Consider the following 24,467-nt stretch of genomic DNA (forward strand, 5'->3'; position numbering starts at 1 on the left):
CTAGCGCGCAGCGGTGAGGAGCACGCGCAGATATGGGGGCCCGCTTGTGTCTGTCTGTCGGCCTTCCCTGCAGGTGTGCGGTGGTCAGTCGCGCACGTACACCTTGACCTGCTTCAGGGCGCCGCTCACGTCATAACTGCTCCACTTCAGGGTCACGCTGCTGGCTTCCACGTTGCCCGGTTCTAGGCCCAGTTTCAGCGGCACCCGGCGGCCATCGGGCGTGGTGGCCACGGCCGTCAGGGTATACACGCCCAGCGGAAGGTCATTGAAATCGAAGCTGTGGTAGGGCCAGCCCTGACCCAGGGTGGTGCGCCCGCCGCCGTTGGGGTCGGTGTAGGGGTAGCCGCCGGGAGGGGCCAGCGGGGCCACCTTGAAGGTCATCACCACCGGTTTGCCGGCCGTGCCGTCAATCAGTTGGCCCTGCGGGGTAAAGGTCAGCGTGACGGTGCTGCCTTCCGGCGCCGCCGTGGGCACCCCGGCGCTGTAGCGCTCGTCGCAGTACGCTTTGGCGGGCAGGCCGCAGTAACTGAAGTCCAGACTGGCACCGTAAAAGTCGTCCCAGTCCCTGCCGCCGCCGGGCTTGGCGCCGCTCAGCCGCCAGCGGAAATTGAGGTTGCCGCCCTCGCTGGAATCGACCTCGGTATTCAGGGAGCCGGATTCGGGGTGCAGGGGCAGCACGAAGGTGGCCCCGCCCAGGTTCCGCTTGACGCTGGCCCGCGCCGAGTAGCGGCCGTCCGGCACGCGCAGGCTGTAGGTGCCGTTGGCCTGCGTGACGGCCGTGAAGCTGGTGCGCTGCCCCTGGTTGAAGGTGGTGCCCACGATAAAGACTTCTGCGCCGGCCAGGGGGCGGCCCTGGGTGTCCAGCACCAGGCCGGTGACATAGCCCTTTTTGGGGGCCGGTGGTTTGACCATGGGCGCTGGGGCCGCCGGCGCGGGCGTGCGGGTGGCGGCCGGGGCCGGGGTGGCCGGTCTGGGGGCCGGAGCGGCGGGGGCCGCCGGCGTGAGGGCGGCGGGGGGCCTGGCGGCGGCGGCCAGCTTCAGGCTGCACCAGCCCAGCAGCGTGGTGCCTTCGCTGTCGGCCCAGATGCCCGCCAGGGCGGCCCCGCCCTTGGTCGCCTTGAACGACACAAAGCGGCCGTCGTCATTGCTGGCGCCCAGTTCGGTCCAGCTGTAGCCCAGCGAGCCCAGCACCTGCCGGAAACTGCCCTCCAGACCGGCCACCGAGTCCCAGACCACGTATTCACTCTTGACGCAACTGCCCCCGGCCTTGGTGGCGACGGTGCGCAGGGCCCCGGCGAAGTCCGCCAGTTCGGGGGCGCCGTTCACCAGCTGGGCGCCGTCAATGAAGGTGGCGTCCACCAGGGCGCTGCGGGGCCCGGCGGCCAGGGCAGCGCTGCAAAGGGCCAGGGACAACAGGGCGGTCAGGCGGCGAACAGGCTGAGACATGCAGACTCCTGGGGCAGGGGGGCCCAGAGCTGGGCTGGGACAGGGGGAGGCTGGGGCTTGAGTCCTCAGCATAGGCGGGTGCGCCTCACGTCACCTTCATGGTGTGGGGGCGCCGGTCACTACCAGCGGCCCGCGTGGGCCCAGGGTCAGACCAGGGTGTGGAGCGGGGTCCCCGCCCACCCGGCGCAGCGGGGGCAGGGCCGCCAGGGTGTCCAGAATCAGCAGCTGCGCGAGGTGCATGCCCAGGCACAGCCGCTCGCCGCCGCCAAAAGGCAGGTAGGCCCAGGCCGGGGGCTTGTGGGCCCAGCGGCCCGGATCAAACGTCTGTGGCTGCGCCCACAGCCCCGGATCACGCCCGGAGAGGTAGGGCGAATACAGCGCCAGCGCGCCCCGGGGCAGCCGCACGCCGTTCCAGATCAGCTCCCGGCCCAGGCGGCGGCTGCCCATCCAGCCGGGCGGGTGCAGGCGCAGGGTTTCTTTCAGGGCGGCCGGGTGGTGTTCTGGCGCGTGCCACTGTGGGTGCCCGGCCAGATGCCAGATCGCGTAGGCCAGCGCGTGCGTGGTGGTGTCGTGGGCCGCGGCGAGGCTGACGCGCGTTTCTTCCAGGCCGCCCGGCAGCGGCGCCAGCACCGAGAGCAGGTCGTCGCCCCCCCGGGTCAGGCGGGCGTGGGCCAGGCGGCGCACCTCGCGGTCCACGCGCCAGAACAGGCGGGGCCGGGGCAGGGCCGGCACCGGAAAGGGGCGGCGCAGCGGGGCCAGAAAGGCGTGCAGCAACTCTGGGTCGAATTCGCTGCTGAAATACGCGGCGTTCAGCAGCGCCAGTACCGCGTGGTCCGCCCAGGCCAGGGCGTCAAACTCGCCCGCTGGCACGCCGGGCCGGGCGGCGCAGAGGCGCGCCTGCAGGGCCAGCAGGTGCGCGCGGCCAAACCCCGGGTTCATCAACTGGCGCCGCCCGGCGTGGCCCGGGGCGTCGGTCAGGATCACGCCGCCAGACAGGTACGGCACCACCCCCGAAAAACTGCCTGCGCTGCGGAAGGTGCCCAGGTCTGTCAGCAGCGCGCGGTTCCAGGCGGGGCTGAAGCCCACCACCGCCGGCAGCCCCAGCCGCAGCCGGAACAGGTCGCCCCCGGCGGCGCGGGCCCGCTCGGCGCCCGTTTCGATCAGGGGCAGCGGCGCCAGGGCCCAGTCCTGCAGGTGGCCGTTGCCGGGGCGGGTGGGGGGCTCGGGCAGATCTCTTAAAGAAAGGGCCACAGGTCCTCGTTTGCGGGGGTCTGCCGCCCGTCCAGGTCGTCGTAGCCCAGGCCCAGCAGGTGCCCGGCCCCGTTCCAGCCGCTCAGCAGCGAGAGCGGCACCCCGCCCCCCGGGTGCACGGTGCCGCCCACCTGCACCAGATTCCGGGTGTGGGCCAGCCCCCAGCCCGGGCGCAGGCTGCCGGTCAGGCCGTGGGGGGCGCGGCCGTACAGGGCGCCGGCCTTGGCGGTGCGGGCGTAGTCGGCCGGGGAAAGCGCGCGCCACTCGGTCACCGGCAGCGGCCCGCCCGGCGTGGCCCGCAGCCGCGCCTGCAGGGCCGACAGCAGCGCCGCGCCGTCGGCCTGCGGGTCCAGGCTCAGGCCTGGGTCGGGGGGGGCATTCACCAGCAGGAAGGCCCGGGGGCCGTCCAGATGCAGGTACAGCGTGGGGTCGTGCGGCAATCGCCCGGCGCGAATGTCGCGCCACTCGCGGGCGTAGTCGGCCGGCCAGAAGATGTGGTGGGCGGCAGGGCGGTCTTCCGACAGGCGCAGCTGCAGCGCAAAGCCGCTGACCCCGCGCGGGGTGGGTTTTTCGGCCACGCCCAGCCACGACAGGGTCAGCGCCCGGTCGGCGGCGCTGACCCAGGCGTCGGCAGCAAAGGCGCCCTGGCTGGTGTGCGCCCCCAGCACCTGCCCCCCGTGGCTGCTCAGGCTGGTCACGCGCGTGCCGAACTCGAAACGCACGCCCAGTGCCTCGGCCTGGGCGTGCAGGGCCTGGGCCAGCGCCAGCAGGCCGCCGGGCAGGTGCCACACACCCTGCCCCAGCTCCACCCAGGCGATGTTGTGCAGCACGGCGGGCGCGCGGTAGGGATCGGCGCCCAGGTAGGTGGCAAACCGCAGCCAGAAGGGCGTCATGAAGGGCCCCGAGCGCACCAGACGGCGCAGCGGGGTCAGCGGCGCGGCGCGCCCGCCCCGGGTCAGGGCGTAGCGGGCCAGCCCCAGCCGGCCGGGCGGCGGCGCGAACAGAAAGGTGTCCTGGGCGTCCTCGTACAGGCGCCGCGCCCGCCCCAGCAGGGCCGCGTAGCGCTGCCCCTCGGCGCGTGAGAGCTGCGCCAGCGTGGGCTCCAGGCTGCCCGCCACATGCAGGGCCTCGGGGGCGAAGGTGCGCCCGCCCGGGGCGTGGTAGGTGGTGGTGGGCCGCGCCGGGCTCAGGGCGGGCACCGGCAGGCCCACCCGCGCGTGCAGGGCCCGGAACACGTGGGGCATGGTGACCACGGTGGGGCCGCTGGAAAAGTCCGCCAGCCCCAGCGCCGCCTTGCCGCCGGGGCCGTCCAGGGCGTCCAGCACCGTCACCCGCGCGCCCGCCTGGGCCAGCCGCAGGGCCGCCGCCAGCCCCGCAAAGCCCGCGCCAATCACGGCCACGTGGCGGGGCGCGCGCCGGGAGCCGGTCATTGCCGGTACTCCCGGCCCTTCCAGGTCACGCGGCGTTTCACGGCCCGAAGATACACGGGCAGGGCCAGCAGCGGCGTGACTGGCCCCAGCAGGCCCTCGGCCAGATCGGCGGGGCCGCACCGCCCCGCAATCAGGTTCACGCTCAGGCGCTCCAGCACACTCGCGGCGCGCAGCACCCGCGCGCCCGGCACCGGCCACAGCCAGGGCAGGGTGTGCCCGGCCACGTGCAGGGCCATGCTGAGGGTCATCAGCGCGCGCGAATTCAGGTGAATGGGCAGCGCGTTCTTGCCAAAGCCCGCCACCGATTCGGGGTAGGAGCGGTACATGCGCACGCTGATACAGTCGCGCCCCATGGCCGTGGAGACGATCAGGCCCAGGGCGCCCAGCTGCCGGGCCATCACCGTGTCTTCCAGCACCTGGGCGCGCACGGCGGCGTAGCCCCCCACGCGCAGCAGCGCCGCGCGGCGGTAGGCCATCACCTGCCCGTTGGCAATGGTGGCCAGCGGGTGCGGCGGGCGCAGGCGCAGCAGCGGGTAGGGAAAGTATGACAGCACGGCGGCGTCCACCAGCGGGGTCAGCAGCCGCTCGCCGGGGCGGCGGTTGTCCTGCCGGGGCTGAATGCTCAGGAGGTCGGCCCCCGAACGGTCCAGTTCGCGCAGCAGCCCGCCCAGGGCGCCCCGGTGCCAGCTCACGTCGGCGTCGGTGAAAATGAGGAGGTCGCCGGACGCCGCGCGCAGCAACTGCTGGCAGGCCCAGGGCTTGCCGTGCCAGCCGGCCGGGCGGGGCAGCCCCGCAATGACATGCGCGCCCAGGGCCCGCGCCACTTCGGCCGTGCCGTCGGTGCTGCCGTCGTCCAGCACCAGCACCTCGTGGGCGCCCTGGGCCAGCACGCCGGGCAGGGTGTGCGGCAGGGTGCGGGCCTCGTCGCGCGCGGGAATCAGGATGGACACGCGCGGCCCGCCCCGGGGCGTGGGCGCCGGGCGCAGCCGGGGAAAGGTGAGGGCATTGACCGCCAGGGTCAGCGCCTTGGCGGTCAGCCACACGCCCATGGCCTGCGCGTACAGGCGCCCGGCCTTCACGCCCGGTCCCCCGTGATGAAGGTCAGCAGCCGCGAGGGCAGGTCCACGCGCGCCGAGCGGCTCTGGCGCCCCGGCACGGCGCGCAGGTAACCCGCCAGGGGCCGCTCGGGGTCGCTGGCCAGGAGTTCGGCGTCCAGGGCGGCCAGTTCATGCTGGATGGCCGCCGGGAGATCGGCGGCGGACACGGGCGGGCCAAAGCGCACGTGGGCCTCGGGCCACTGGGCGCCGCGCAGGGTCACGCGCAGGGCCACTGGCACCAGGGGCACCCCGGCGGCCCGCGCGGTCCAGCCGGCCCCCGGGGCCGCCCCCCGCAGCGGCCCGGCCGGTTGCAGCGCGCCTTCGGGAAACACGACCAGCCAGCCTGACTTCGCCCGGCGCACGCCGGCCCGCACCTCGCCGGCCCGCAGGGCGCCCAGGCGGCGCAGGAAGGGGAAGCGCGTCAGCTGCCCCGCCGTCATCAGCACCGAGAAGTCGGCTCCGGCCCACAGCGCCACCTCGCGCAGCACGTAGCCGTCCCACCAGGAATGGTGGTTGGGTGCCAGCACCGCGCCGCCCGGGGGCAGGGCCCCGCGCACCCACACGCCGCCCAGCCCCCGCCGCACGCTGCCGCGCACGCTGCGCGACAGCAGGGCCGTGGCCCAGCGGTGGGTTTCGGGGCGATCAGCGGTCATGCCGGGTCACCCGCCGGGCCAGCGCCAGCCCCAGGCCCATGGCGGCCAGGGTCACGGCCGCTTCCAGATAGCGGCCCACCAGCACCAGCCCGCCCGGCAGGAAGAAGGCTTCGGTGGGGTAGGCCACCCGGAAATCCGGCTCGCGGCGCGGCCTGCCGGGCAGCAGGCTCAGCTGCGGGGTGCGGCTTTCGGGGTAGGCGCGTGCCCACCAGGGCAGCGCCCAGGCCCATTCCAGGCGGCGCAGCCCAAAAAGGCGTGGGGCAAGGCCAGTAAACACCCACGCAATCCCCAAGCCCACCGCCCACCAGCCCAGAAAGTTCTGCACCGGGGCGCCCGCCCACAGGCCCAGCGGATCGTGCCACAGCCAGTAGCGCTGCGCGGTCATCAGCGGTTCCAGGCCAATGTCCCACAGCATCATCAGCAGGCCTGCCAGCCAGGGCCGCCCGCCAGACAGGCAGGTGGCGGTCAGGGTCAGGGCAAACCAGCCCAGCGGCACAATCAGCGGCACGCCCAGCAGCGTGGGGGCCGGGGCCGTGTCGTAGGAGTAGACGCCGAATGGAAAGCCGGTGCGGCTGCCCAGCACCTCCACCCCCAGCCCGGCGCCGAATGACACCGCCATCATGAGGCCGGCGCGCACCCAGCCGGCGCGCTCCCAGACAAAGGCCAGCGCCGCCAGAAACAGGGCCACGGTGCTGGCCAGCCCCAGCACCGGAAAGCCCTCGGGCCACAGCGGCACCGGGATCTTCAGCGCGGCGTACAGGGCCAGCAGCGCCATCCAGGGGCGGGTCTGGGCCAGCAGGTCGGCCAGCCGCCGGGTCAAGACCCCGACAAACTGCGGCCCCAGCGCGTCCCCCGCCAGTGCCAGCACCCCGCACAGGGGTAGGCCCAGCGCAATCAGGCCCCAGCCCACCGCCGTGTCCGCCATCACCAGCAGCGCCCCGGCAAAGGCCACCCCCAGCGCCGCAAACGCCAGCCCGAACCGCAGCAGGGTGGGGGAGAGGCGGGCAGTCAAGAGGCCGACCTCAACGCGCCGAAGTAAGCCTGGGTGGCTTCGGAGGCCTCACCCGGCAGCGCGTCCAGCGGCCACCAGCGCGCCTCGGCGGCGTCGTCCTGCGCCCGGGGGTCGCCGCCTGCGAACTCGGCCGTAAAGAGATGGGTGTCCCAGTCCACCACGTTGCCGTCCGGGTACGTGTGCCGGTGGGCAAAGACCCCCAGCGGGGTCAGGGGGCCGGCGCTCAGCCCGGTTTCCTCCCGCAACTCCCGCCGCGCGGCCGTTTCCGGGGCCTCGTTCCGCTGCGCGCCCCCGCCGGGTACGTCCCAGAGGCCGTTGTCTCCGCGCCGGATCAGCAGGACGTCGCGGCCTCGCAGGACGGCCACCCCGGCCCCTACGCGGCGCTGACGCCCAGCCAGAAGATTTTTTCCCACACTCCACAACCCACGCTCCACACCCCTCATCTCCAGCGCCGCCGCGTCAGGTCCCGCACCAGCACGTGTGCCGCGTTGCGCCCGCTGGCCCCCATGATGCCGCCGCCGGGGTGGGTGCTGGCGCCGGTCAGGTAGAGCCCTGTCACGCCCGGCCAGCGGTAGCCACTGGCTTTCATCCACGGGCGGAACGAGAACATCTGGTCAAAGCTCATCTCCAGGTGCATCACGTTGCCCCGGTGCAGGCCCAGGTTGGTTTCCAGCCACTGCGGCGTCTGCACCAGTTCGCCCACAATCGTGTCGCGCGTGCCCGGCGCGTAGTGCTCAAAGGCCCGCAGAATGTTCTCGCGCGCCTCGGCGGTGCGGGTCTCCCAGGAACCGCTGCTCAGTTCATAGGGGTAATACTGCGCCCACAGCCACAGTGCCTCGCCGCCGGGGGGGGCCAGCGAGTCGTCCACCGCCGAAAAACTCATGGCGATCAGGGGCGGGTCGGTGGTGGGCTCGCCCGCCAGATATTCGCCGTAGCCTTTCATCAGCTGCGCCTCGTTTTTAATCAGCAGGCCCAGGCCCACGCGGCTGTCGGGTTCGGTGTGGCAGCGGTATTTCACCTTCTCACTCAGGGCCAGGCGCAACACCATGCCAAAGCCATTGCCCACGCGCACCTGCCGGGCCGAGGCCGGCACATATTCATCCGGCAGCGCGCCCGCCGTGGTCAGCACGTGGGCGCCCGACACCACCGCACGGGCCGTGTAGGTGTCGCCGTTCTCTAACCGGATGCCCTGGGCTTTGCCGCCCTTCACCAGAATGTCCTTCACCGGCGCATTCACGAACACCTGCCCGCCGTCCGCTTCAATGGCGCGTTTGAGGGCTTTGGTCAGGCCCCCCGAGCCGCCTTTGGGCCGCGCCACGCCGCCCTCGTGGTACAGCGGGTGCCACAGCAGAAAGGGCGCACTCAGGGGGTCGCTGGGTGGGGGGCCGCTCTGGGCCGCCATCCAGACCAGCGGCGCGCGCACCCGCTCGTCCGAGAAATATTCTCTGGCCACGTCGCCGTAGGGGCGCAGAATACGCGGCAGCTGTTCCATCCAATCTTTGCCCTTGCCGCTGCTGACCACCATCTTGCCCATGTCCAGTGGGCCGGGCGCGCTGTTAAACAGGTCGGCCACCGAGCGCGCAAAGGGTGTCCAGTCGTTCAGAAAGCGGGTGTACGCCTCGCCCTGGCCGGGGAACTGGGCCTCCAGTTCGCGGGCGGTGCGCCCTGCGTCGCGGTGAATAAACCAGGGGGTCTCGCCGTCCGAGCAGTGGAACATGGGGTCCACATCCAGGTAATGCAGGCCGTGGCGGGTCAGTTCCAGTTCGCGCACCACCGGCGTCAGGCGAATCAGGATGTGGGCGCTGCCGCCGTAGTCAAAGCGGTAGCCGGGCACCAGTTCTTCAGTGCTGACGGCCCCACCGACGATGTGCCGCCGCTCGAAGACGCCCACCTTCAGGCCCGCTTTGGCCGCGTAAGCCGCCGTCACCAGGGCATTGTGGCCCGCGCCCATCACGATCACATCGAAATCCGGCATGTGGCGTCAGTCTGGCACGAGCTGAGAAGCCAAGAAGGTCAGGGAGGGGACAGAGCGCCGGGACACTGCGTCTGGCCTCAAACCTGGTCAGAGGCGCTGCTCGGCGCTTCGGCTGCCGGCACAGTTCGTGGTTTCCGGGGAGGCTGATCGGGATTGAAATCCATCAGCAAGTGTAGTGCGGTGCCCCGCAGCTCATACAGGCAGCCCTGGGCCGCCAGCACAAGTCGCCGCTGCTGGTCGTATTCCGCCCAGGTGGCGCTTTCCAGCAGGGGAATCGGCCCAGCGCCGTGCCAGAGATACCGAACAGATCGCTTGAATGTGGACGAGCAGATCAGCTGCAGTTCAAGCGCCCGCTTCTGAAAAATGATCGGGTGGGCCTCGCCCATTCCGCGCCACCGCTCGGGCCACGCCTTCAAGCGCCAGCCGGTCCGGTTCAGTGTGGTCAGGAAAACGTCCACCTGTTCCCGGCCCTGAGTGCCCCGCACGGTAAAACCAACGGGCTCCTGCAGGGCTTCAGGCTCTAAGCCAGGGTGGTTGAGGTGCAGCGCGTGATTGGAGGTAAAGACGCCGCCGCCACTGGTTCCGTCTGACGCGTCCCACAGCCCCAGTGCCCGCACCTGCGGCGGGCGGCACAGCGCGGTCCAGGTCCACATCTCCCTTCCAGGGAACCTCTGGGCTGCCGCCTGCACCCGGCGTCTGGATTCGTTGTGGGCCATGTAGAGCAGATGTCGGCCATCGGGAGAAAGGTCACTCAGCCATTCGTACAGGCGGCCATGAAACCAGGAGCCCGGTGTGATGTGGTCGGTGCGCGTGTCCCAGAGATACAGGCGTGTCCAGCGGCTGGGGCCCCGGCGGAAGAGAACAGCTGTGCTGGCGTCGCGGGCCATCAGGCCCCAGATTCGCGCGGGGGCCGGCGGCGTGCCTGTCGGTCCTTTTGGTCTGTTCATACGGGTTCCGAAAAATTCCGTAACACGTTACGGAATTTTTTCGACCAGAGGGAGAAGGAAAAATACGGAGTTCCGGGAATTGGGCTGGAACAGCGCCGAAGGCGGGGAACATCCGGCGCTGTCCCGGATGTTACGGAAATGGACGGCAGTCCGTATCACACGGTTCTCCGGCCCTCTTGGCAGGCTGGCTAGGGCAGGCTGACCGTGCGCCCGCTGTGAAAGGTCACCGAGACGCTGGGGACAGCGCCGCTGCTGTTGGTGAGGGTGCAGGAAGCAATTTGTTCGCGGTAGGCGTCCGGCAACCCTTCGAGCGGACAGGGGCCGTCTTGCACCCTCTGGTCCAGCTGTGCTGTCACGGCCTGCAGCTGCGCGGCGCGGGCCACAGCCATCTCGCCCGTCTGCTGGGCCCGGGTGCGGGCCGCGAGCAGGTTGGGAATCAGCACCGCCGCCAGGATGCCCACCAGCACGAAGCCGATGAAGAAGTGCCCCAGAATCAGCACCAGTTTGACGGCCAGTTCCAGCGGCGGCTGGAAGTGGCGGGCCCGCTGCTCGGCGTACACGCGGCCAAAGTGGACCAGCATGGCAATAAAGCCAACGAAGGGCAAAGCCAGGGGCAGCAGCGTGCCTGTCGCGCCGCTCAGAATGGACGCCACCAGATACAGCCCCACCTGAATGCCAAACCATCCCAGGTGCCAACCCCAGCGGTTAATGAGGGTAAAGCCCGCGCCGGGCAGCAGGACATTCAGCAGGTAGCCCAGGGCGGCGCTGGGGGCTCTGGTCGCCGCAGGAGCGGGGGCTTGCCGGGTCGCATCTTCGGGCCAGGACATTGCACCTACGCTAGCGGGGCCTGAAAAGAGGCGAGATCGCATCTGCGCCGCCCCCACTGGGGGCATGATGGGTCTATGCCCCTCTTCACTATCCGCCGCCTGGGCCCTGGCGATGAAGCCGCCCTGGCTGGGCTGTCCGCCGACGAGACGGATTTCACCGGCGAGGACCCCACCCCGCCCCTGCCCCCAGACGCCGCCCGCGCCTACCTCTCTGACCCCCTGCTGTGGCACTGGCATGCCGAGGACGACCACGGCCAGCCCGTGGGCTTTCTGATGGCCTATGTTCACCGCCGCCGGCACGGTGAGGCGCTGGACGTGATGTTTGAAGAAATTGGTGTGCGCGAAAGCTGGCGCCGCTTCGGCGTGGGCCGCGCCCTGGTGGCCGCCCTGCACGAGCAGATGCGCGCAGGGGGCATCCGGGGTGTCTGGGTGGCGGCCGACAACGAGGACGCCCAGGCGTTTTACCTGGCCTGCGGCTACGAGGTGGACGAGTTGCAGGGCGTCATTCTGAGCCGCTGTGTGTAGGCACGCGCCCCCGGCATACGCTAGAGTGTGGGGCTGAACCGGCGGGCGCCGCAGGGCGCAGCGGCCGGATGGAGGTGGGCTTATGGCAGAACGGGATATTGACAAGCTGTTGTCGCTGACGGACAGCAAATACCGCCTTTCGGTGGTGACGGCCAAGCGCGCCCTGCAACTGCGTTCGGGGGCGCCCAGCGTGCTGCCCGTGGAGCAGCGCGTGCGCACCCGCAACCTGGTAACCCAGGCCATGCGCGAACTGGCCACCGGCAAGCTGACGGTGGGCACCAACATGATGGACGAGGGCCGCTTTCAGCAGGACTACGTGCGCCAGCGCCAGGCCCAGTTACAGGCCCAGCTGAACGCCGAACGCGAACGCGAACGGGACTAAGAGAGCCATGGGCCGTGGGCCATGAGCCATGGGGGAAACCCCGGGGCTCATGGCCTTGCTGCTGTGCTTACTTCCCCTGGCCCACCGGCCTGCACTGCCACCGTGCCTGCCTCATGGCCCATGACCCAGAGCCCCAGACCTCTATTGTGTTCCCCATGCTAAGTGCCTTTGCCGTCCTGCTGTGCGTCACGGCGCTGCTGGCTTACCTCAATGAGCGTTTCGTGCGCCTGCCCACCACGGTGGGGGTCACGCTGGCCGGAGCGCTGGCCAGTATCGTCCTGATTGCCCTGGACAGTCTGGGTCTGCCCGGCCTTCGTGGCTGGGCGGCCAACCTGCTCGAAACACTGGATTTCACCACCTTTGTCCTGAACGGCATCCTCAGCGTGCTGCTGTTTGCCGGGGCGCTGAGCCTGGACACGCGGCAGATGCTGCGCCAGCGCGGCAGCATCCTGACCCTGGCGTTTCTGAGCACCCTCATCAGCACGGCCCTGATTGGGTTCGGGGCGTACGGGGTGTTCCAGCTGGTGGGTCTGGAGGTGCCGCTGATGTGGGCGCTGCTGTTCGGGGCCCTCATCAGCCCCACCGACCCCGTGGCTGTGCTGGACCTGCTCAAGCGAGCGAAGGTACCTGCCAAGATCGAAACCTTGATTGCGGGCGAGAGCCTCTTTAACGACGGGGTGGGCGTGGTGGTGTTTCTGGCCCTGGCCAGTGCTGCCGGGCTGGGCGGGCACGGCCACGGCGAGGCCAGTGCGGCGGGCGTGCTGGGCCTGTTTGCGCAGGAGGCGCTGGGTGGGCTGCTGTTCGGGGCGCTGCTGGGGGGCCTGGGGTACCTGCTGGTGCGGTCTATCGAGCAGCACGCCGTCGAGGTGCTGATTACCCTGGCGCTGGTGGTGGGGGGCTATGTGGCGGCCTCAGCGCTGGGCGTCAGCGGGCCGCTGGCGATGGTGGTGGCGGGCCTGATGCTCTCTCTGTGGCGCGATCAGATCTTTGGAGAACACACGCGCGAGCACGTTCTGGGCTTCTGGGAAACGATGGATCAGGTGCTGAACATCCTGCTGTTCGCCTTCATTGGCCTGGACGTGTTGCTCACCGATGTCAGCGGGCCACTGCTGCTGGCCAGTGCCCTGCTGATCGCGCTGTCGCTGGGGGCACGGTGGATCAGTGTGGCGCTGCCCTTTGCGCTGGTGCGCGCACGCGAGGGCTACGGCGCCTACACGGTGCGGCTGCTGACCTGGGGTGGGCTGCGCGGCGGCATCGCCATCAGTCTGGCCCTCAGCCTGCCCGAAAGCCCGTACCGCGCGCCGGTGGTCACGGCTACCTACGCCGTGGTGCTGTTTTCCATTGCGGTGCAGGGCCTGACGGTCATGCCTGTGGTGAAAAAGGCGACGGCCGCGCTGGAAGAGAAGCCGACCCAGAGCTGAAAGAGGGGTTATACGGATTCCGAAAAATTCCCTAACACGTTACGGAATTTTTCCGACCAGAGGGACTCGAAGAGCTGCGGAGCAGAGAAGGAAAAATACGGAGTTCCGGGAATTGGACCTGAAAGGCTCCGTAGGAGCGGAACATCCGGCTCTTTCCCAGATGGTACGGAAATGGACGGCAGTCCGTATTAAGGGGTCAGGCGGCGGTATGGGTCACCCCGTGCCGCTGCCTGACGTGTGTGCCCGCTACAGCGTGCCGTCTTCTGCTTCTGCCGGGCCGCTTTCCGGCAGGCTGTCGGCGCCGGGCTCAATCACGGTCAGCGAGCGCAGGGTGGCGCCCTGATGCCAGCCGTACTGGGGCTCTTTCAGGCCCAGGGCCGCCGCAATCGCCTCGGCCGCGCCGCGCTCGGGTTCGCCGTCCAGGCAGAACAGCAGGAACTTGCGCCCGCCCGGGGCAATGCGGATAAACAGGTCCTCGCCAATTTCCAGTTGCTGGGTGCGGCCCAGCCGCTCCGCGCGGCCCTGGGCGTAGCGAATCGCCTCGCGGATGGGCACGGTGACGGTGGGGTGGCTCATGGGGTGGCCGCCGGGGCCGCCCGCAGGCCCGAAAGCAGCATCTCGGCAAACTGCTCGGCCACGTCTCTGGGGCCCAGTGCGCCGCCGGGGCGGTACCACGTATACGCCCAGTTCACCGCCGAGAGCACCAGATACGCCGTCATCTTGATATCCAGCCCCGGCCGGAACACGCCCTCACGCACGCCCTGTTCAATCAGCTCGCGGTAAAAGGCGTCAATGGTGTCGCGCCAGCCGGTCACGCGGGCATACGCCTCGGGGGACAGGTGTTTCCATTCATGGAAGAACACGGTGGCGCTGTCCATGTTGTCGGCCACCACGCGAATGTGGCGGAACATAGCCTCTTTCAGCTTGGCGTCGGCGGGCAGGGGCTCGCCGCGCAGGGTAAACAGCGCCTCGTCAAACTGCCGCGACGCCTGATTCACGATGTCAATCAGCAACTCTTCCTTGCTGGAAATATGGGCGTACAGGCTGCCGCCCTGCATGCCCAGTTCACCGGCCAGGTCGCGCATGCTGGTGGCGTGGTAGCCGCGCTCGGAAAACAGGCGGCTGGCCGAGTCGAGAATCTGCTCGCGGCGGGGTTTGGCAGGTTCAGTCATGGTGGGGGCGTGCAGGCGCCGGGGCGCGCGCTTGCCTGTCAGCGTAGCACGCCGCCCCAAACGGGCGTTTGGGCGGGCGCCGGCGCTGCCAGGTGCGGCCCCGGGGCCGCGCCCGGGTTTGCCATGGGCGGACGGCCGGGGGGGCAGGGGTGGTACAACGGACCCCATGACCACCCAGACTCCGGTTGCCGGGGTGCGTGCGGCGGTGCGGCGCGTGCCGGCCTATCCGTTTACCCCCACCAACGAGCCCATCAAGCTCGACCAGAACGAGAACCCTTACGATTTTCCCGCAGAACTGAAAACAGAGGCCCTGTCGCGTATGGCTGCCCGCGAATGGAACCGGTACCCCGATCTGCACGCCGACGAACTGCGCCGCCGCATCGGGGCCTTTGAAGGCTGGCCCGAAGCGGGCGTGGTGGTCACGCCCGGCAGCAACGTCCTGATCAAGTTGCTGACCGAGCTGGCGGGCATTGGGCAGACCGTGCTGACCGTCAGCCCCACCTTCAGTGTGTATACCCTGGAAGCGCAACTGCTGGGCGCGCGCCTGGTAGAGGTGCCCCTGAATGCCGACTTCAGCCTGCCTGTGGAGGCCCTGAAGGCCGAGCTGGGGCGCCACGAGCCGGGCGTGCTGTACATCACCCAGCCGCACGCGCCGACCGGCGTGGTGGACAGCCTGGCCGCCGTGCGCGACCTCACCGAGGCGGCCGGCGACTGGGTGGTGGTGCTGGACGAGGCCTATCACCAGTACAGCGGCACCGACTACCGCGACCTCGTGCGCGCGGGCGAGGGCCGCCTGAGCCTGCGCACCTTCAGCAAGGCGTGGGGGCTGGCGGGCCTGCGCCTGGGCTACGCCCTGACCAGCCCTGAACTGGCCACCCAGCTGCAGAAACTGGTGCCCGCCTTCAACGTGAACACCCTGACCCAGGCGGCCCTGGAAGTGGCCCTGGAGCAGCCCGGGTACGTGCAGGCCCGGGTGCAGGAAGGCGTGCAGGAGCGCGGGCGGGTGCTGGCGGCCCTGGCAGATCACCCCACCTGCCGCGCGCTGCCCAGCCAGGCCAACTTCTTTCTGCTGCGCACGCCGGACGCGGCGGCGGCCTACGCCCACCTGCGCGCACGCGGTATTGTCACGCGGCGCCAGGACAGCTTTCCGGGGCTCGCCGGTTGCCTGCGAATCGGCATTGGCACCCCCGCCGAGAACGACGCCCTGATCGCGGCGGTGACCGAGCTGCGGTGAAGGGCGCCGGCCCCCACCTGAGCCCCGAGGCTCGGGCCCGCTTCACCCCGCCGCCCGGAGGGGCCCCGCGCAGCGTGCTGGTGACCGCCTGCACCGCCTGCGGGGCCTGCTGCGCCGCGCCCGACATTCACGCCCTGAGCAAACCCCTGGGCGTGCCCTGCGTTCACCTGGGCCCGGATGCCGGGCAGGGGTGTCTGTGCGCCATTTATACCGCCCGCCCCAGCGTGTGCCGGAGCTACCAGCCCGACTGGGTGTGCGGCGAGGTGGCGCCCCTGCCCACCCTGGAGGCCCGCGTGGCCCGCTTCCTGGCGATCTATGGACTGGAAGGTGATGAAGGTTGATGGTTGAAAGTTGATGGAGGAGCGGCGGGAAAGGCAAGGGCGTGGAAAGGCCGGGTGGCTGGGGGTGACTGGCCCCGCCACGGCTTCTTCCCGCTCACCGCGCCCCGCCGCCTGCGCCCAGATGAGACAATGCCCTCCATGAGTCAAGCGGCCCCCACCCCCACTCCCGCCCCCCCAGCCAAGGCGCGCGTGCCCAAAACGGTCTGGGACCTCGTCTTTACCCTGCTCATCCCCATCGCCATCCTCAGCCCCAACATTCTGGGCAGCGGCATCAGCGTGGCCGATCAGGTGTTTGGCGGCGGCACAGCCGGCAACATCCGCGCTTATCTGCTGGCGGCGCTGATTCCGGTGGCCTACGTGCTGTGGGACCTGCTGGTCAACCGTAACGTCAGCCCGGTGGCGCTGCTGGGCGGCGCAGGGGCCATCTTCAGCGGCGCGCTGGCGTTCTGGTACGTGGACGGCTTCTGGTACGCCATCAAGGACAGCGCCCGCTCGTACCTGATGGGCCTGCTGTTCCTGCTCAGCGCGGCCACCTCGGTGCCGCTGTTCCGGGTGTTTCTGGATGCCAGTTCCATTGGCGAGAGCCCCGAGCACCGCGCCGCCACCCAGAGCGCCATGCGCGACCCCCAGGTGCACCGGGGCCTGGTGGCCGGCACCGTGGTGTTCGCCGTGGTGGACCTGATTGGCGGGGTGGTGAACAGCGTGGTCAATTACCTGCGCGTGACCGCCAGGTTCGGCACCGACGCCTTTAACGCCCAGGTGGCCGAGGTGAACGCCCTGATGCGCATTCCGGGGCTGGTCATCAGCCTCGCGGGGGTGTTTGCGGCGATCTGGCTGGTGCAGCGCGCGGTCAGGGCCCGCTACGGCCAGGAGGCCAGTCTGTTCGAGCCGGCCAAGCTGCTCTCGGCCATGCGCCAGCGCGGCGAGGCCCCGGGAACAGCGGCGGGCAGTTGACAGTTTCCGGCTTCACCGTTAAAGTAAGCGAGCCCTGAAACGCGCCCCAGCGCGGGCGCCCCCACCAAACAGCGTGCCGAGGTGGCGGAATTGGTAGACGCACTAGTTTCAGGGACTAGCGCCGCGAGGTGTGTGGGTTCAAATCCCATCCTCGGCACCAGAAGGACCCCCAGTGAATGCTGGGGGTTTTTTCGTTGGCCCAGCCGTACTTGGCTCAGACGAACTTGGCCCAGACGGATGCCGGCCCTGCCCGGTGTGCCAGTGGTTCGGGCCGAGTGAACAGGCGCGGCGCCGCAGTGCAGGCAGGCGGGAGGCGCCCGCCCGGGAATGGTGACAAGACCTGGGTACAGTGCCAAGGTCCAAGGTGGTGGCGGAACGCATGGCCGTCCGTTCCAGGGCCCCGCAAGCGGGAGGAGCAGCGCCCCGCGCAGTGCGCCCCGGACCCCACCGGCCCAGCACAAACCCCCTGGTGCAGAGACCAGGGGGCGTTTGGGGGTTCAGAGCGGCGTTACTCTTCGTCGCGGCGGTTGGTCCAGCCCCGGTCCGCGCGGGCGCGGGGGCGGAACTCGCCGGGCTGCTCCTCGCGGGGGCGGAAGGCGGGACGGTCGCCGCCGCCCTGGAAGCCACCACGGTCGCCGCCGCGATCCTCGCGGGGACGGAAGCCGCCCCGGTCGCCGCCGCCCTGGAAGCCACCACGGTCGCCGCCGCGGTCATCGCGGGGACGGAAGCCGCCCCGGTCGCCGCCGCCCTGGGCGCCGCCACGGAAGCCGCCCTGACCCTGGCTCTCGCGCAGTTCGCGCATTTCACGGCGCAGGCCGCGCAGTTCCTTGGCCTGGGCTTCCAGCATTTCTTTCAGCTCGGCCAGCACGCCCAGCAACTCGTCGGCGTCAATGTACTCGTCTTCCTCGCCCTCGGCGCCGTCGGCACTCAGGCCGGCTTCCTCGTCTGCTTCCTGGGCGTCCAGCACGGGGTCCTCGTCGGGCTCGCCCTGCAGCTGGGGAATGATGTCACGCAGTTCTTCTGGCGTCTGCTCCGGGTCGGTGGGACGCAGTTCGTTGTTGTCGGTCATGTGGGTCTCCTTTGTTCGGCACGGCGGGGGCAGCACTTCAAAGCTGACACGCAGCCGCGTGCGGCGTACCCCCGAGTGTAGCACCCGGGGCTGCGCGCGCCCCCCCGGGCGCGTACTATGAAGCCATGTTCGGTCGCCGCGTGCCGCCCCACATCGTGTTTTTGCTGAGCCTGCTGCTGGCCGCGCTGTGCGGCTGGGCCGCCTACGCCGCCCTGACGGGGGGCCGCACGGTCTGGGGGGTGGTGGCGGCCCTGTTTGCCGTGTGGTTTGTGGTGGACGCGGTGCGCTCCTACAGCTGGGCACAGAACAGGAAGCAGCTGGAAGCAGAGAAAGCGGCGCAGAGCCGGAAGTAAGGGGCTGAGGTCAGGCGGGTGAGAGAGGCCCGGTCTCGACCCCCTGCGGGCCTCAATCCCTCCCCTCAGCCGCCCCGCACCCAGAACCTCATAAGGTGCTCGGTCTCGCCGCCCTGGCCCACTTCCGGCCAGGAGAGGTGGGTGGTCAGCTCCGGGCGTTCCTGATAGCCGCGCGCAGTCCAGAAGGCGTTCAGCGGGCGGTAGGCCGCCGGACGGGCTGGGTGGTCGTCCGGGCGCACCACGGCGCAAAAGGCGGTGAACGCCAGCCCCAGGCGCCGGGCGTGGGCCTCGCGCTCGTCGAAAAAGGCGTGGCCCAGCCCCCGGCCCCGGGAGTCGGGCGGCACCACGCTTTCGCCCAGGTACAGCACGGTGGCCGGGTCGGGCCCGCTGCGCTGGAAGGGGGCCAGCATCCCGGGGTCCTCCTGGCTCAGCGGCAGGGCGCTGCTGGCCCCCACCACCCGCTCGCCGTCGTGCGCCAGCACCAGCAGCAGGTCCGGCGCGGCGAGGTAGCGGCGCAGGTACGCCTCTTCATAGTCGGGGTGCCCGTCGTACAGGTAGGGGTAATCGCGGAACACCTGGGTGCGCAGCCGGGCCAGTTCCCCGATCAGCGCCAGTGCCTCTGGGCCCTGCACGGCGCTCACCGTCAGGCTCAAGTGTTCACCTGCCGGGTCCAGTCGGCCAGGTTGTAATGGTTGGTCACGCGGGTGATCTGCCCGCTCTGCACCTCGAAAAAGGCCCCCACCGGCAGGGTGTAGGTCTGCCCCCGGGCCTCGGGCAGACCGGTGTCGGTGCGCAGGTAGGTGCCCTGAATAATGAATTCGGCCGCCGCGCGTGTGCCGTCGGGGGTGGTCATGACCACGAGGTCCTGCACCTGCTCGCGGTAGTGGGCGTTCATCCGGTCCAGAAAGGCGGCAAACGCCTCCACGCCGCGCTGGGTGTCGCCCTCGTTGATGTCGTGGCGCACGTCGGGGGCCAGCAGGGTCAGCATGCCGGGCCAGTCGGCGGCGTTGAAGGCGGCGTAATAACGGCGGATCAGGGCCTCGGTGGCGGCGTGCATGGGGGCAGGATAGGGCCTGTGTGCGGCCCTGGCCCACGGCCGGGCGGAGTTTTGCGCCGCGTGCTGGCGTCAAAGTCTGCTACTTTAGGAAAAATTTATTCTGCTGTGTTGTCGTGGCCCTGTCCGCTCCGGGGGAGAGGGGAGACGGAAGGCCGCAACGGAGGAACCCACGCGTGAAAGCAATGCGCTATGTCATCACCCGCCCCTGCCTGCAAGAGGGCAGCCTGCGTCTTCTGAAATACCTCAGCGCCACGTTTCCTTCGGCCGGGCCCGTCACGCTGGTAGATGACCGTGGTCAGGAACACACGGCGCAGGTGGACCCGGCGCGGCAGCGGGTCTGGGGCCTGGGCAGCCTGTATCACGCGGGCAATCTGGGCGTGAACGACGTGCTGATGATCACGCCGCTGGTGCCCGGCCGCTTTCAGGTAGAAGGCATTGTCAAGCCCCACGCGCCGGCGCCGGCCCCCCGGCGAGAAGCCCCCGCCAAGCCCGAGACCCGGCGCGTGGTGGTCAGCGCCACTCCCCATGTGCGCGAGGTGCGCGTGCAGGAGGTGCGCGAACCGGGCGCCCCGGCCCGCACCCCCGAGCCCGAGCCGGGCCTGACCCGCCGCGAGCCGGCCCCGCAGCCCAGCGCCGCGCCGATCGCTGCTTCCTCTGCGTCAGGTGCCCCGGCGTCTGTTCCCGCCGTCGCCCCGTCGGCCATGCGTGAACCGCGTCCGGCCCCGGAAGCCAGTGCCTCCCTGCGCCCCCCAGCCCCGGTGGCCACGCCGGTGCGGCCCCTGGATGTGCGCTTTCCCGCCGCCCCGGCGCACAGCGTGCCAGGTCCCGAAGCGCAGCTGGCCGAACTGGCCCGCCTGAGCGGCTATCAGCTGGAAACCCTGGGCCCCGGCGTTCTGCGCCTGAGCGCCGATCTGGGGGCCCACGGTTACACGGTGCGGGTGGCCACAGACGAGGGCGCGCTGCACACCCCTGCCTGGAAGGAAGCCGCCGACTACAGCGTGCTCCTCACGGGTGAGGAGGAGCGGCCCAGCGGCACCCCCCGCCTGACCCGCGAGGCCCTGAGCGCCCTGATTGACCACGCGCACCTCGCGCCGCTGTCGGCCGTGGATCTGCGCGGGTACTGGAAGGCGGGCTCTGTTGACCTGGAATCGGCGGCCAGTGTGGCAGAACTGGTGGGCGCCCACCTCGCGCAGCGCGGGGCCTTTAGCGCGGTGCTGCTGAGCCTGTCGCAGCACCCGGCCCATTCGGTGGTCAGCGTGCAGCGCCTCGCCGAGCGGCTGGGCAGCGGCGTCAGCTCGGCCGAGCTGAACACCATTCTGGACACCCTGACCCGCGCGCCCTTCCTGGCCCTGAGCCCGCTGCCCGGCGGGGGCTACCTGCTGCGCGGCGGAGTGCCCGAACTGCTGAGCGAACTGGCCGACTACGCCGAGGGCGTGCGCCGCCGCCTGCGGCCTCTTTCCCGCGAGCGCGAGGCCGTGCGGGCCTGAGCCGGCCCCCAGGCCCGACCCTGCCCGGCACCACGGTGCCCCCATCACCGCGCCCCTAGACTGGCGCGGTGTCGTCTTTGCCGCTTCCGCCGCTGCGCGCCGCACTGCTGGCCTGGTTTGACCGCGAGGGCCGCGACCTGCCCTGGCGCCGTGGCCCGGAAGGCGCGCGCGATCCCTACCGCGCCTGGGTGGCAGAAATCCTGCTGCAGCAGACCCAGGTGGCGCGCGGCCTGGGGTACTACGAGCGCTTTCTGGCGGCCTTTCCCACCGTGCAGGCCCTGGCGGCGGCCCCTGTTGAGGATGTGCTGAAAGCCTGGGAGGGCTGCGGCTACTACGCCCGCGCCCGCAACCTGCACCGCGCGGCGGCTCTGGTGAGCGCCCAGGGGGCTTTTCCCCAGAGCTACGGGGCGTGGCTGGCCCTGCCCGGGGTGGGCCCCTATACCGCCGCCGCCCTGAGCAGCTTCACGCTGAACGCCCCGCAGGCGGTCAGTGACGGCAACGTGCGCCGGGTGATGGCCCGCTTCCGCGGCGAGCGCACGCCCAGCCCCGCCTGGGTGCAGGCCCAGGCCGACGCCCTGCTGGACCCAGCGCGGCCGGGGGCCTGGAACGAGGCGGTGATGGATCTGGGTGCCACCGTCTGCACCCCCAAAGCGCCGCGCTGCGCGTCGTGTCCCCTGGCCCCGTGGTGCGCGGCGCGGGCGTCCGGCGCGCCCGCGAACTTTCCTGCCCCCAAGGTGCGCGCCCCGGTCCAGGCCGTTCAGGCGGTGGCGCTGCTGATTGGCACAGCCGGGCACGCCTATCTGGAGCGCCGCGAGGGCCCGCTGCTGGGCGGGCTGATGGGCCTGCCCGCTGAACCCCTGCAGCCTGGCGAGGCGCCCGAAGCGGCCCTGGCGCGGCTGTGTGGGCGCCTGGGCGCGGTGGCCGGGCCGCTGCTGGGTCAGGTGCAGCACGGCATGACCCACCGCCACCTGACGCTGCAGGTGTACCGGGGACAGGCTGACCTGCCGCTGCAGGAGGTGCGCCGCGCGGCCCTGGCCCGGCTGGACCAGAAAGCCCTGGCCCTGGAAGAAGCGCGGCAGGCGGGCCTGTTTCCGGTGTAGGCCACAGGTGGGCGGCGGCAAAGGGCGCGCCCCGCTTTGAGGGCATAGGGCGCAACGGACCGCCGCTGTCAGAGTTCTGTCAGTCGTGGCCTGGGCGGCGGCTGCGCAGGAGCACACGCTGTCTGAACCGGCGCATGGGCCCACCGGCACGCCCCTTCTGAGCAGCCCCGGTTCCCCTCTTTCAAAACTCTGACAACGCCTGAAAGTGCTGTGGTGGACGAAGTGAGGCCACGGGCGTGAATGACCGGCAGCCGGCCAGCGTGCCCTCTGCCTCTTCTGGAGGATGCCGCCGCAGGGAGGCGGGCGCTACACTGGGCGGCGTTATGTCGTCCGAGCCCGTGAAACTCGCCCTCCGCGCCCTTCAGCAGGCCAGAAATGCGGCGCGCGGCGCGCTGGTCTGGGGCTACGAGCAGCGGCTGGCGCGCGAGGTGGGGGCGCACGGCCGCCTGCCCCGGCACCTGGGCCTGATTCTGGATGGCAACCGCCGCTTTGCCCGCGCCAGCGGCCTGCAGCGGGAAATGGGGCATTCCTTCGGCGCCGACAAGGCCCACGAGGTGCTGCAGTGGTGCCTGGAACTGGGCATTCCCACCGTGACCATCTGGGTGCTGTCCACAGATAACACCAGCCGCGACCCGGGCGAACTGGCCCACATTCTGAGCCTGCTGGAGCGCGAGGCGCGCAATCTGGCCCAGGACGCCCGGATTCATGCCAACCGGGTGCGGGTACGGGCCATTGGCCAGCATGAGGGCTTTCCCGAGACGGTGCTCAATGCCCTGAGCGAACTGGAGGCCAGAACAGCCCACTACGACGGCATGCGGCTGAACATTGCCGTGGGCTACGGGGGCCGTGAGGAGATCGTGGACGCGGTCAAGCGCCACCTGGTGCGGCAGGCCGACGCGGGCCTGACCCTGGAAGAAGCGGCCCGCACCCTCGCCCCAGAGGATATTGGCGCGCACCTGTACGCCGCCGACGTGCCCGATCCTGACTTTATTATCCGCACCAGTGGGGAAATCCGGCTCTCGGGCTTTCTGCTGTGGCAGAGCGTGTATTCCGAATACTACTTCTGCGATGTGTACTGGCCGGGCTTCCGGCGCGTGGACTTTCTGCGCGCCCTGCGCGAGTTTCAGGGCCGCGAGCGCCGGTTCGGCCGCTAGGCCAGAAGACGCACACGGAGACGGACCCGGAGAGCGGCTTCGCAGCGCGAGCAGGAGCAGATGCCGACTGCCGCGAGATGCAAGCGCAGACGGTGCCGTTCCGGCCGCGCGGCAATGAACCGGCAGTCCATATGAGACACACTGCCGTCCAGTTGCGCAACATCCGCGACAGAACGCGATGTTCCGCTCCTGTGGCGCCTTGTACGTCCACTTTCCGGGCATCCATTCCTGTCCCTGCGCCTTAGCTGCCGCGCAGCTCTGCGAGTCTCCCCTCAAGGCACAGAGGCCAAAAAGCCTGAGCCACACGGCAGTTGCTTGGTCAGAGCTGAAAATTAAGTACGTTGCCCCTCACGTTACGACTTTGCAGGAGAGCACCGCAAAGTCTCCACTCCCGGTGCAACGTACTTTTTTCGATACTCGCTCCGCTCGGTTGATCTAAAGATCAACAGCGAGCTACTTAAGTACGTCGCATCCCATGGTGCGACTGTTCAGGAGAGCACCGAACAGGCTCCACGCCCGGTGCAACGTCCTTTTTTCGAGACTCGCGCTGCGGCGCCGCTGTCCCAGCCCGCTCGGTTGATCGGAGGCTTGGCAGCGAACGACTTAACCGGACTCTTGATCACCGCAGCGCCTGTCCTGAGTCAGTTGCTGGGCGGTTGTGTCTGCACGCGCCGGGCATGATTCAGCAGACAGAAACGCATAACCGGCGGTGGCGGCGCGGCCCCGCCCCAGCTGCTGCGCCGCATGAGTCCTGAGTGGTCGGTGACAAGTCCTGCGCAACAGCGCCTTTCAAGGGGGGCATACCCCTGGCCCCCAATGGGGGGACGGTCCCGGCAGCCCAAGGACACTCAGGCCCTCCTGTTCGGTGAAAACCACATGAAGAGGCAGTTGAGGTGGAGGTATACCCCTGAATGACCTCAGGTCATCTTCATCTTACAGAAAGCGTGTAAGTCGGGCGTAAGAGGGCTGAATCTAGCCTCTGAACAGTGCTGGCGCCGGTCGAAGGGTGTCCAGACTGCCCGCAAGGCCCCGGCCATCCACTCGACGCTGAATGAAGGAGACCTCATGAAACGCCCCCTGCTCACCACGCTCCTGTCCCTGACCGGGCTGACCCTGGCGCAAAGCGCGGGCCCGGTTCAGCTGGACCTGACGCTGAACCTGGTGCGCAGCGTGAAGGTGGACGGCAAGCCCACCGAGCAGCTGACCCCCAACCCCGGCGCTGTGCTGCCTGGTCAGGTGCTGAGCCAGGTGGTCACGGCCCGCAACACGGGGACCACGGCCCTGAAGAATGTGCCCATTACGCTGCCTGTGCCCAGGAACACCTTCTACCTGGCCCCCGAACAGGGCCTGAGCGGCGCCCGCGCCGAGTACTCCTTTGACGGCGGCAAGACCTTTGGAACTGCGCCCCTGAAGAAGACCGTGACGGTGACCGAGAACGGCAAGGCCGTGCGCAAAGAGATTGAAGTCAAGCCCAGCGAGTACACCACGGTGCGCTGGACGGTGGCTGAACTGGCGGCAGGAAAGACCCTGAAGCTCGGCTACCGCGTTCAGGTCAAGTAGACCCCCACTCCGGAGGAATC

At 70.0% G+C, this 24,467-nt stretch carries 26 protein-coding genes and 1 tRNA gene; 12 read left to right on the top strand and 15 right to left on the bottom strand.

Features of this window, described 5'->3' with window-relative positions; translation table 11 throughout:
* Window positions 1-84: 84 nt before the first annotated feature.
* From C8263_RS12525 to C8263_RS12570, 10 genes are all read right to left on the bottom strand, one after another.
* Window positions 85-1,446: a carboxypeptidase-like regulatory domain-containing protein gene (locus tag C8263_RS12525; RefSeq protein WP_199188395.1), complete on the bottom strand. Its 1,362-nt coding sequence runs from the start codon at window positions 1,444-1,446 to the stop codon at window positions 85-87.
* Window positions 1,447-1,542: 96 nt separating this feature from the next.
* On the bottom strand, window positions 1,543-2,697 hold the full coding sequence (locus C8263_RS12530) for a cytochrome P450 (RefSeq protein ID WP_107138474.1): 1,155 nt from the start codon (window positions 2,695-2,697) through the stop codon (window positions 1,543-1,545).
* Entirely contained in the window at window positions 2,682-4,127 is a 1,446-nt protein-coding gene (locus C8263_RS12535; protein ID WP_107138475.1) for a phytoene desaturase family protein, read from the bottom strand. Before C8263_RS12535 ends, C8263_RS12530 begins: the two co-directional genes overlap by 16 nt.
* Window positions 4,124-5,206 carry a glycosyltransferase family 2 protein gene (locus C8263_RS12540; protein ID WP_332888945.1) on the bottom strand — a complete coding sequence of 361 codons (1,083 nt, stop codon included), beginning with the start codon at window positions 5,204-5,206 and terminating at the stop codon, window positions 4,124-4,126. Before C8263_RS12540 ends, C8263_RS12535 begins: the two co-directional genes overlap by 4 nt.
* Window positions 5,203-5,877, bottom strand: coding sequence for a lysophospholipid acyltransferase family protein (locus C8263_RS12545; RefSeq protein WP_107138476.1), 675 nt, complete (start codon window positions 5,875-5,877; stop codon window positions 5,203-5,205). The genes C8263_RS12540 and C8263_RS12545 overlap by 4 nt, the downstream gene beginning before the upstream one ends.
* The gene (locus C8263_RS12550) at window positions 5,867-6,889 is read right to left on the bottom strand and encodes a carotenoid biosynthesis protein (RefSeq protein ID WP_233218797.1); all 1,023 of its coding nucleotides are present in this window, start codon (window positions 6,887-6,889) and stop codon (window positions 5,867-5,869) included. Before C8263_RS12550 ends, C8263_RS12545 begins: the two co-directional genes overlap by 11 nt.
* Window positions 6,886-7,323 carry an NUDIX domain-containing protein gene (locus tag C8263_RS12555; protein ID WP_408608062.1) on the bottom strand — a complete coding sequence of 146 codons (438 nt, stop codon included), beginning with the start codon at window positions 7,321-7,323 and terminating at the stop codon, window positions 6,886-6,888. Before C8263_RS12555 ends, C8263_RS12550 begins: the two co-directional genes overlap by 4 nt.
* Before the next feature lie 5 nt (window positions 7,324-7,328).
* Window positions 7,329-8,864, bottom strand: a complete 1,536-nt coding sequence (locus C8263_RS12560; protein WP_107138478.1) for a phytoene desaturase family protein — start codon at window positions 8,862-8,864, stop codon at window positions 7,329-7,331.
* A 77-nt stretch (window positions 8,865-8,941) separates the two neighbouring features.
* Window positions 8,942-9,811 carry a hypothetical protein gene (locus C8263_RS12565; protein WP_158263798.1) on the bottom strand — a complete coding sequence of 290 codons (870 nt, stop codon included), beginning with the start codon at window positions 9,809-9,811 and terminating at the stop codon, window positions 8,942-8,944.
* Window positions 9,812-9,999: 188 nt separating this feature from the next.
* Window positions 10,000-10,638, bottom strand: coding sequence for a hypothetical protein (locus C8263_RS12570; protein WP_107138480.1), 639 nt, complete (start codon window positions 10,636-10,638; stop codon window positions 10,000-10,002).
* Window positions 10,639-10,713: 75 nt separating this feature from the next.
* Between C8263_RS12570 and C8263_RS12575 the strand changes: the two genes are divergently transcribed.
* The 3 genes from C8263_RS12575 (at window position 10,714) to C8263_RS12585 (ending at window position 12,966) form a co-directional block, all read left to right on the top strand.
* Entirely contained in the window at window positions 10,714-11,163 is a 450-nt protein-coding gene (locus C8263_RS12575) for a GNAT family N-acetyltransferase (protein WP_107138481.1), read from the top strand.
* A gap of 82 nt (window positions 11,164-11,245) precedes the next feature.
* Complete coding sequence (rpoZ, locus tag C8263_RS12580; protein ID WP_107138482.1) at window positions 11,246-11,545, top strand: DNA-directed RNA polymerase subunit omega; 300 nt, start codon at window positions 11,246-11,248, stop codon at window positions 11,543-11,545.
* Between the two features lie 155 nt (window positions 11,546-11,700).
* Entirely contained in the window at window positions 11,701-12,966 is a 1,266-nt protein-coding gene (locus C8263_RS12585) for a cation:proton antiporter (RefSeq protein ID WP_107138572.1), read from the top strand.
* Window positions 12,967-13,212: 246 nt separating this feature from the next.
* On the opposite strand, the gene C8263_RS12590 is transcribed toward C8263_RS12585, so the two are convergent.
* Both C8263_RS12590 and C8263_RS12595 read right to left on the bottom strand, forming a co-directional pair.
* Window positions 13,213-13,542: a hypothetical protein gene (locus C8263_RS12590; RefSeq protein ID WP_107138483.1), complete on the bottom strand. Its 330-nt coding sequence runs from the start codon at window positions 13,540-13,542 to the stop codon at window positions 13,213-13,215.
* Window positions 13,539-14,138: a TetR/AcrR family transcriptional regulator gene (locus tag C8263_RS12595; protein ID WP_107138484.1), complete on the bottom strand. Its 600-nt coding sequence runs from the start codon at window positions 14,136-14,138 to the stop codon at window positions 13,539-13,541. The genes C8263_RS12590 and C8263_RS12595 overlap by 4 nt, the downstream gene beginning before the upstream one ends.
* 166 nt (window positions 14,139-14,304) lie before the next feature.
* On the opposite strand from C8263_RS12595, the gene C8263_RS12600 reads away from it, so the two are divergent.
* The 4 genes from C8263_RS12600 (at window position 14,305) to C8263_RS12615 (ending at window position 16,827) form a co-directional block, all read left to right on the top strand.
* Window positions 14,305-15,372: a pyridoxal phosphate-dependent aminotransferase gene (locus C8263_RS12600; protein WP_107138485.1), complete on the top strand. Its 1,068-nt coding sequence runs from the start codon at window positions 14,305-14,307 to the stop codon at window positions 15,370-15,372.
* Between the two features lie 17 nt (window positions 15,373-15,389).
* Window positions 15,390-15,713: a YkgJ family cysteine cluster protein gene (locus C8263_RS12605; protein WP_408608064.1), complete on the top strand. Its 324-nt coding sequence runs from the start codon at window positions 15,390-15,392 to the stop codon at window positions 15,711-15,713.
* A 138-nt stretch (window positions 15,714-15,851) separates the two neighbouring features.
* A complete protein-coding gene (locus C8263_RS12610; protein WP_107138486.1) occupies window positions 15,852-16,667 on the top strand; it encodes a VC0807 family protein in 816 nt (271 codons plus the stop codon).
* A gap of 75 nt (window positions 16,668-16,742) precedes the next feature.
* A tRNA-Leu gene (locus C8263_RS12615) sits at window positions 16,743-16,827 on the top strand.
* A gap of 348 nt (window positions 16,828-17,175) precedes the next feature.
* Here the strand turns inward: C8263_RS12615 and C8263_RS12620 are convergent.
* Window positions 17,176-17,736 carry a hypothetical protein gene (locus C8263_RS12620; protein ID WP_107138487.1) on the bottom strand — a complete coding sequence of 187 codons (561 nt, stop codon included), beginning with the start codon at window positions 17,734-17,736 and terminating at the stop codon, window positions 17,176-17,178.
* A gap of 125 nt (window positions 17,737-17,861) precedes the next feature.
* On the opposite strand from C8263_RS12620, the gene C8263_RS12625 reads away from it, so the two are divergent.
* A complete protein-coding gene (locus tag C8263_RS12625) occupies window positions 17,862-18,089 on the top strand; it encodes a hypothetical protein (RefSeq protein WP_107138488.1) in 228 nt (75 codons plus the stop codon).
* A 65-nt stretch (window positions 18,090-18,154) separates the two neighbouring features.
* On the opposite strand, the gene C8263_RS12630 is transcribed toward C8263_RS12625, so the two are convergent.
* On the bottom strand, window positions 18,155-18,742 hold the full coding sequence (locus C8263_RS12630; RefSeq protein ID WP_107138489.1) for a GNAT family N-acetyltransferase: 588 nt from the start codon (window positions 18,740-18,742) through the stop codon (window positions 18,155-18,157).
* A complete protein-coding gene (locus C8263_RS12635; protein WP_107138490.1) occupies window positions 18,739-19,146 on the bottom strand; it encodes a ketosteroid isomerase-related protein in 408 nt (135 codons plus the stop codon). Before C8263_RS12635 ends, C8263_RS12630 begins: the two co-directional genes overlap by 4 nt.
* A 182-nt stretch (window positions 19,147-19,328) precedes the next feature.
* Between C8263_RS12635 and C8263_RS12640 the strand changes: the two genes are divergently transcribed.
* From C8263_RS12640 to C8263_RS12655, 4 genes are all read left to right on the top strand, one after another.
* Window positions 19,329-20,633 carry a hypothetical protein gene (locus tag C8263_RS12640; protein ID WP_107138491.1) on the top strand — a complete coding sequence of 435 codons (1,305 nt, stop codon included), beginning with the start codon at window positions 19,329-19,331 and terminating at the stop codon, window positions 20,631-20,633.
* A 68-nt stretch (window positions 20,634-20,701) separates the two neighbouring features.
* The gene (mutY, locus tag C8263_RS12645; protein WP_107138492.1) at window positions 20,702-21,733 is read left to right on the top strand and encodes an A/G-specific adenine glycosylase; all 1,032 of its coding nucleotides are present in this window, start codon (window positions 20,702-20,704) and stop codon (window positions 21,731-21,733) included.
* 323 nt (window positions 21,734-22,056) lie between these two features.
* Window positions 22,057-22,887, top strand: a complete 831-nt coding sequence (locus C8263_RS12650; RefSeq protein ID WP_199188396.1) for an isoprenyl transferase — start codon at window positions 22,057-22,059, stop codon at window positions 22,885-22,887.
* Window positions 22,888-23,952: 1,065 nt separating this feature from the next.
* Window positions 23,953-24,447, top strand: coding sequence for a hypothetical protein (locus tag C8263_RS12655; protein ID WP_107138494.1), 495 nt, complete (start codon window positions 23,953-23,955; stop codon window positions 24,445-24,447).
* Window positions 24,448-24,467: the final 20 nt, after the last annotated feature.

This window comes from Deinococcus arcticus, from assembly GCF_003028415.1.
In the GTDB taxonomy this organism is placed as follows: domain Bacteria; phylum Deinococcota; class Deinococci; order Deinococcales; family Deinococcaceae; genus Deinococcus; species Deinococcus arcticus.

What these genes read in the sequence shown, in the direction of transcription:
- C8263_RS12650 (WP_199188396.1), top strand. Translation starts at nt 22,057, where the DNA reads ATGTCGTCCGAGCCCGTGAAACTCGCCCTCCGCGCCCTTCAGCAGGCC.
- C8263_RS12655 (WP_107138494.1), top strand. Translation starts at nt 23,953, where the DNA reads ATGAAACGCCCCCTGCTCACCACGCTCCTGTCCCTGACCGGGCTGACC.
- C8263_RS12535 (WP_107138475.1), bottom strand. Translation starts at nt 4,127, where the DNA reads ATGACCGGCTCCCGGCGCGCGCCCCGCCACGTGGCCGTGATTGGCGCG.
- C8263_RS12600 (WP_107138485.1), top strand. Translation starts at nt 14,305, where the DNA reads ATGACCACCCAGACTCCGGTTGCCGGGGTGCGTGCGGCGGTGCGGCGC.
- rpoZ (WP_107138482.1), top strand. Translation starts at nt 11,246, where the DNA reads ATGGCAGAACGGGATATTGACAAGCTGTTGTCGCTGACGGACAGCAAA.
- C8263_RS12610 (WP_107138486.1), top strand. Translation starts at nt 15,852, where the DNA reads ATGAGTCAAGCGGCCCCCACCCCCACTCCCGCCCCCCCAGCCAAGGCG.
- C8263_RS12620 (WP_107138487.1), bottom strand. Translation starts at nt 17,736, where the DNA reads ATGACCGACAACAACGAACTGCGTCCCACCGACCCGGAGCAGACGCCA.
- C8263_RS12635 (WP_107138490.1), bottom strand. Translation starts at nt 19,146, where the DNA reads ATGCACGCCGCCACCGAGGCCCTGATCCGCCGTTATTACGCCGCCTTC.
- C8263_RS12570 (WP_107138480.1), bottom strand. Translation starts at nt 10,638, where the DNA reads ATGTCCTGGCCCGAAGATGCGACCCGGCAAGCCCCCGCTCCTGCGGCG.
- C8263_RS12525 (WP_199188395.1), bottom strand. Translation starts at nt 1,446, where the DNA reads ATGTCTCAGCCTGTTCGCCGCCTGACCGCCCTGTTGTCCCTGGCCCTT.
- C8263_RS12565 (WP_158263798.1), bottom strand. Translation starts at nt 9,811, where the DNA reads ATGAACAGACCAAAAGGACCGACAGGCACGCCGCCGGCCCCCGCGCGA.
- C8263_RS12575 (WP_107138481.1), top strand. Translation starts at nt 10,714, where the DNA reads ATGCCCCTCTTCACTATCCGCCGCCTGGGCCCTGGCGATGAAGCCGCC.
- C8263_RS12590 (WP_107138483.1), bottom strand. Translation starts at nt 13,542, where the DNA reads ATGAGCCACCCCACCGTCACCGTGCCCATCCGCGAGGCGATTCGCTAC.
- C8263_RS12595 (WP_107138484.1), bottom strand. Translation starts at nt 14,138, where the DNA reads ATGACTGAACCTGCCAAACCCCGCCGCGAGCAGATTCTCGACTCGGCC.
- C8263_RS12545 (WP_107138476.1), bottom strand. Translation starts at nt 5,877, where the DNA reads ATGACCGCTGATCGCCCCGAAACCCACCGCTGGGCCACGGCCCTGCTG.
- C8263_RS12640 (WP_107138491.1), top strand. Translation starts at nt 19,329, where the DNA reads ATGCGCTATGTCATCACCCGCCCCTGCCTGCAAGAGGGCAGCCTGCGT.
- C8263_RS12625 (WP_107138488.1), top strand. Translation starts at nt 17,862, where the DNA reads ATGTTCGGTCGCCGCGTGCCGCCCCACATCGTGTTTTTGCTGAGCCTG.
- C8263_RS12585 (WP_107138572.1), top strand. Translation starts at nt 11,701, where the DNA reads ATGCTAAGTGCCTTTGCCGTCCTGCTGTGCGTCACGGCGCTGCTGGCT.
- C8263_RS12560 (WP_107138478.1), bottom strand. Translation starts at nt 8,864, where the DNA reads ATGCCGGATTTCGATGTGATCGTGATGGGCGCGGGCCACAATGCCCTG.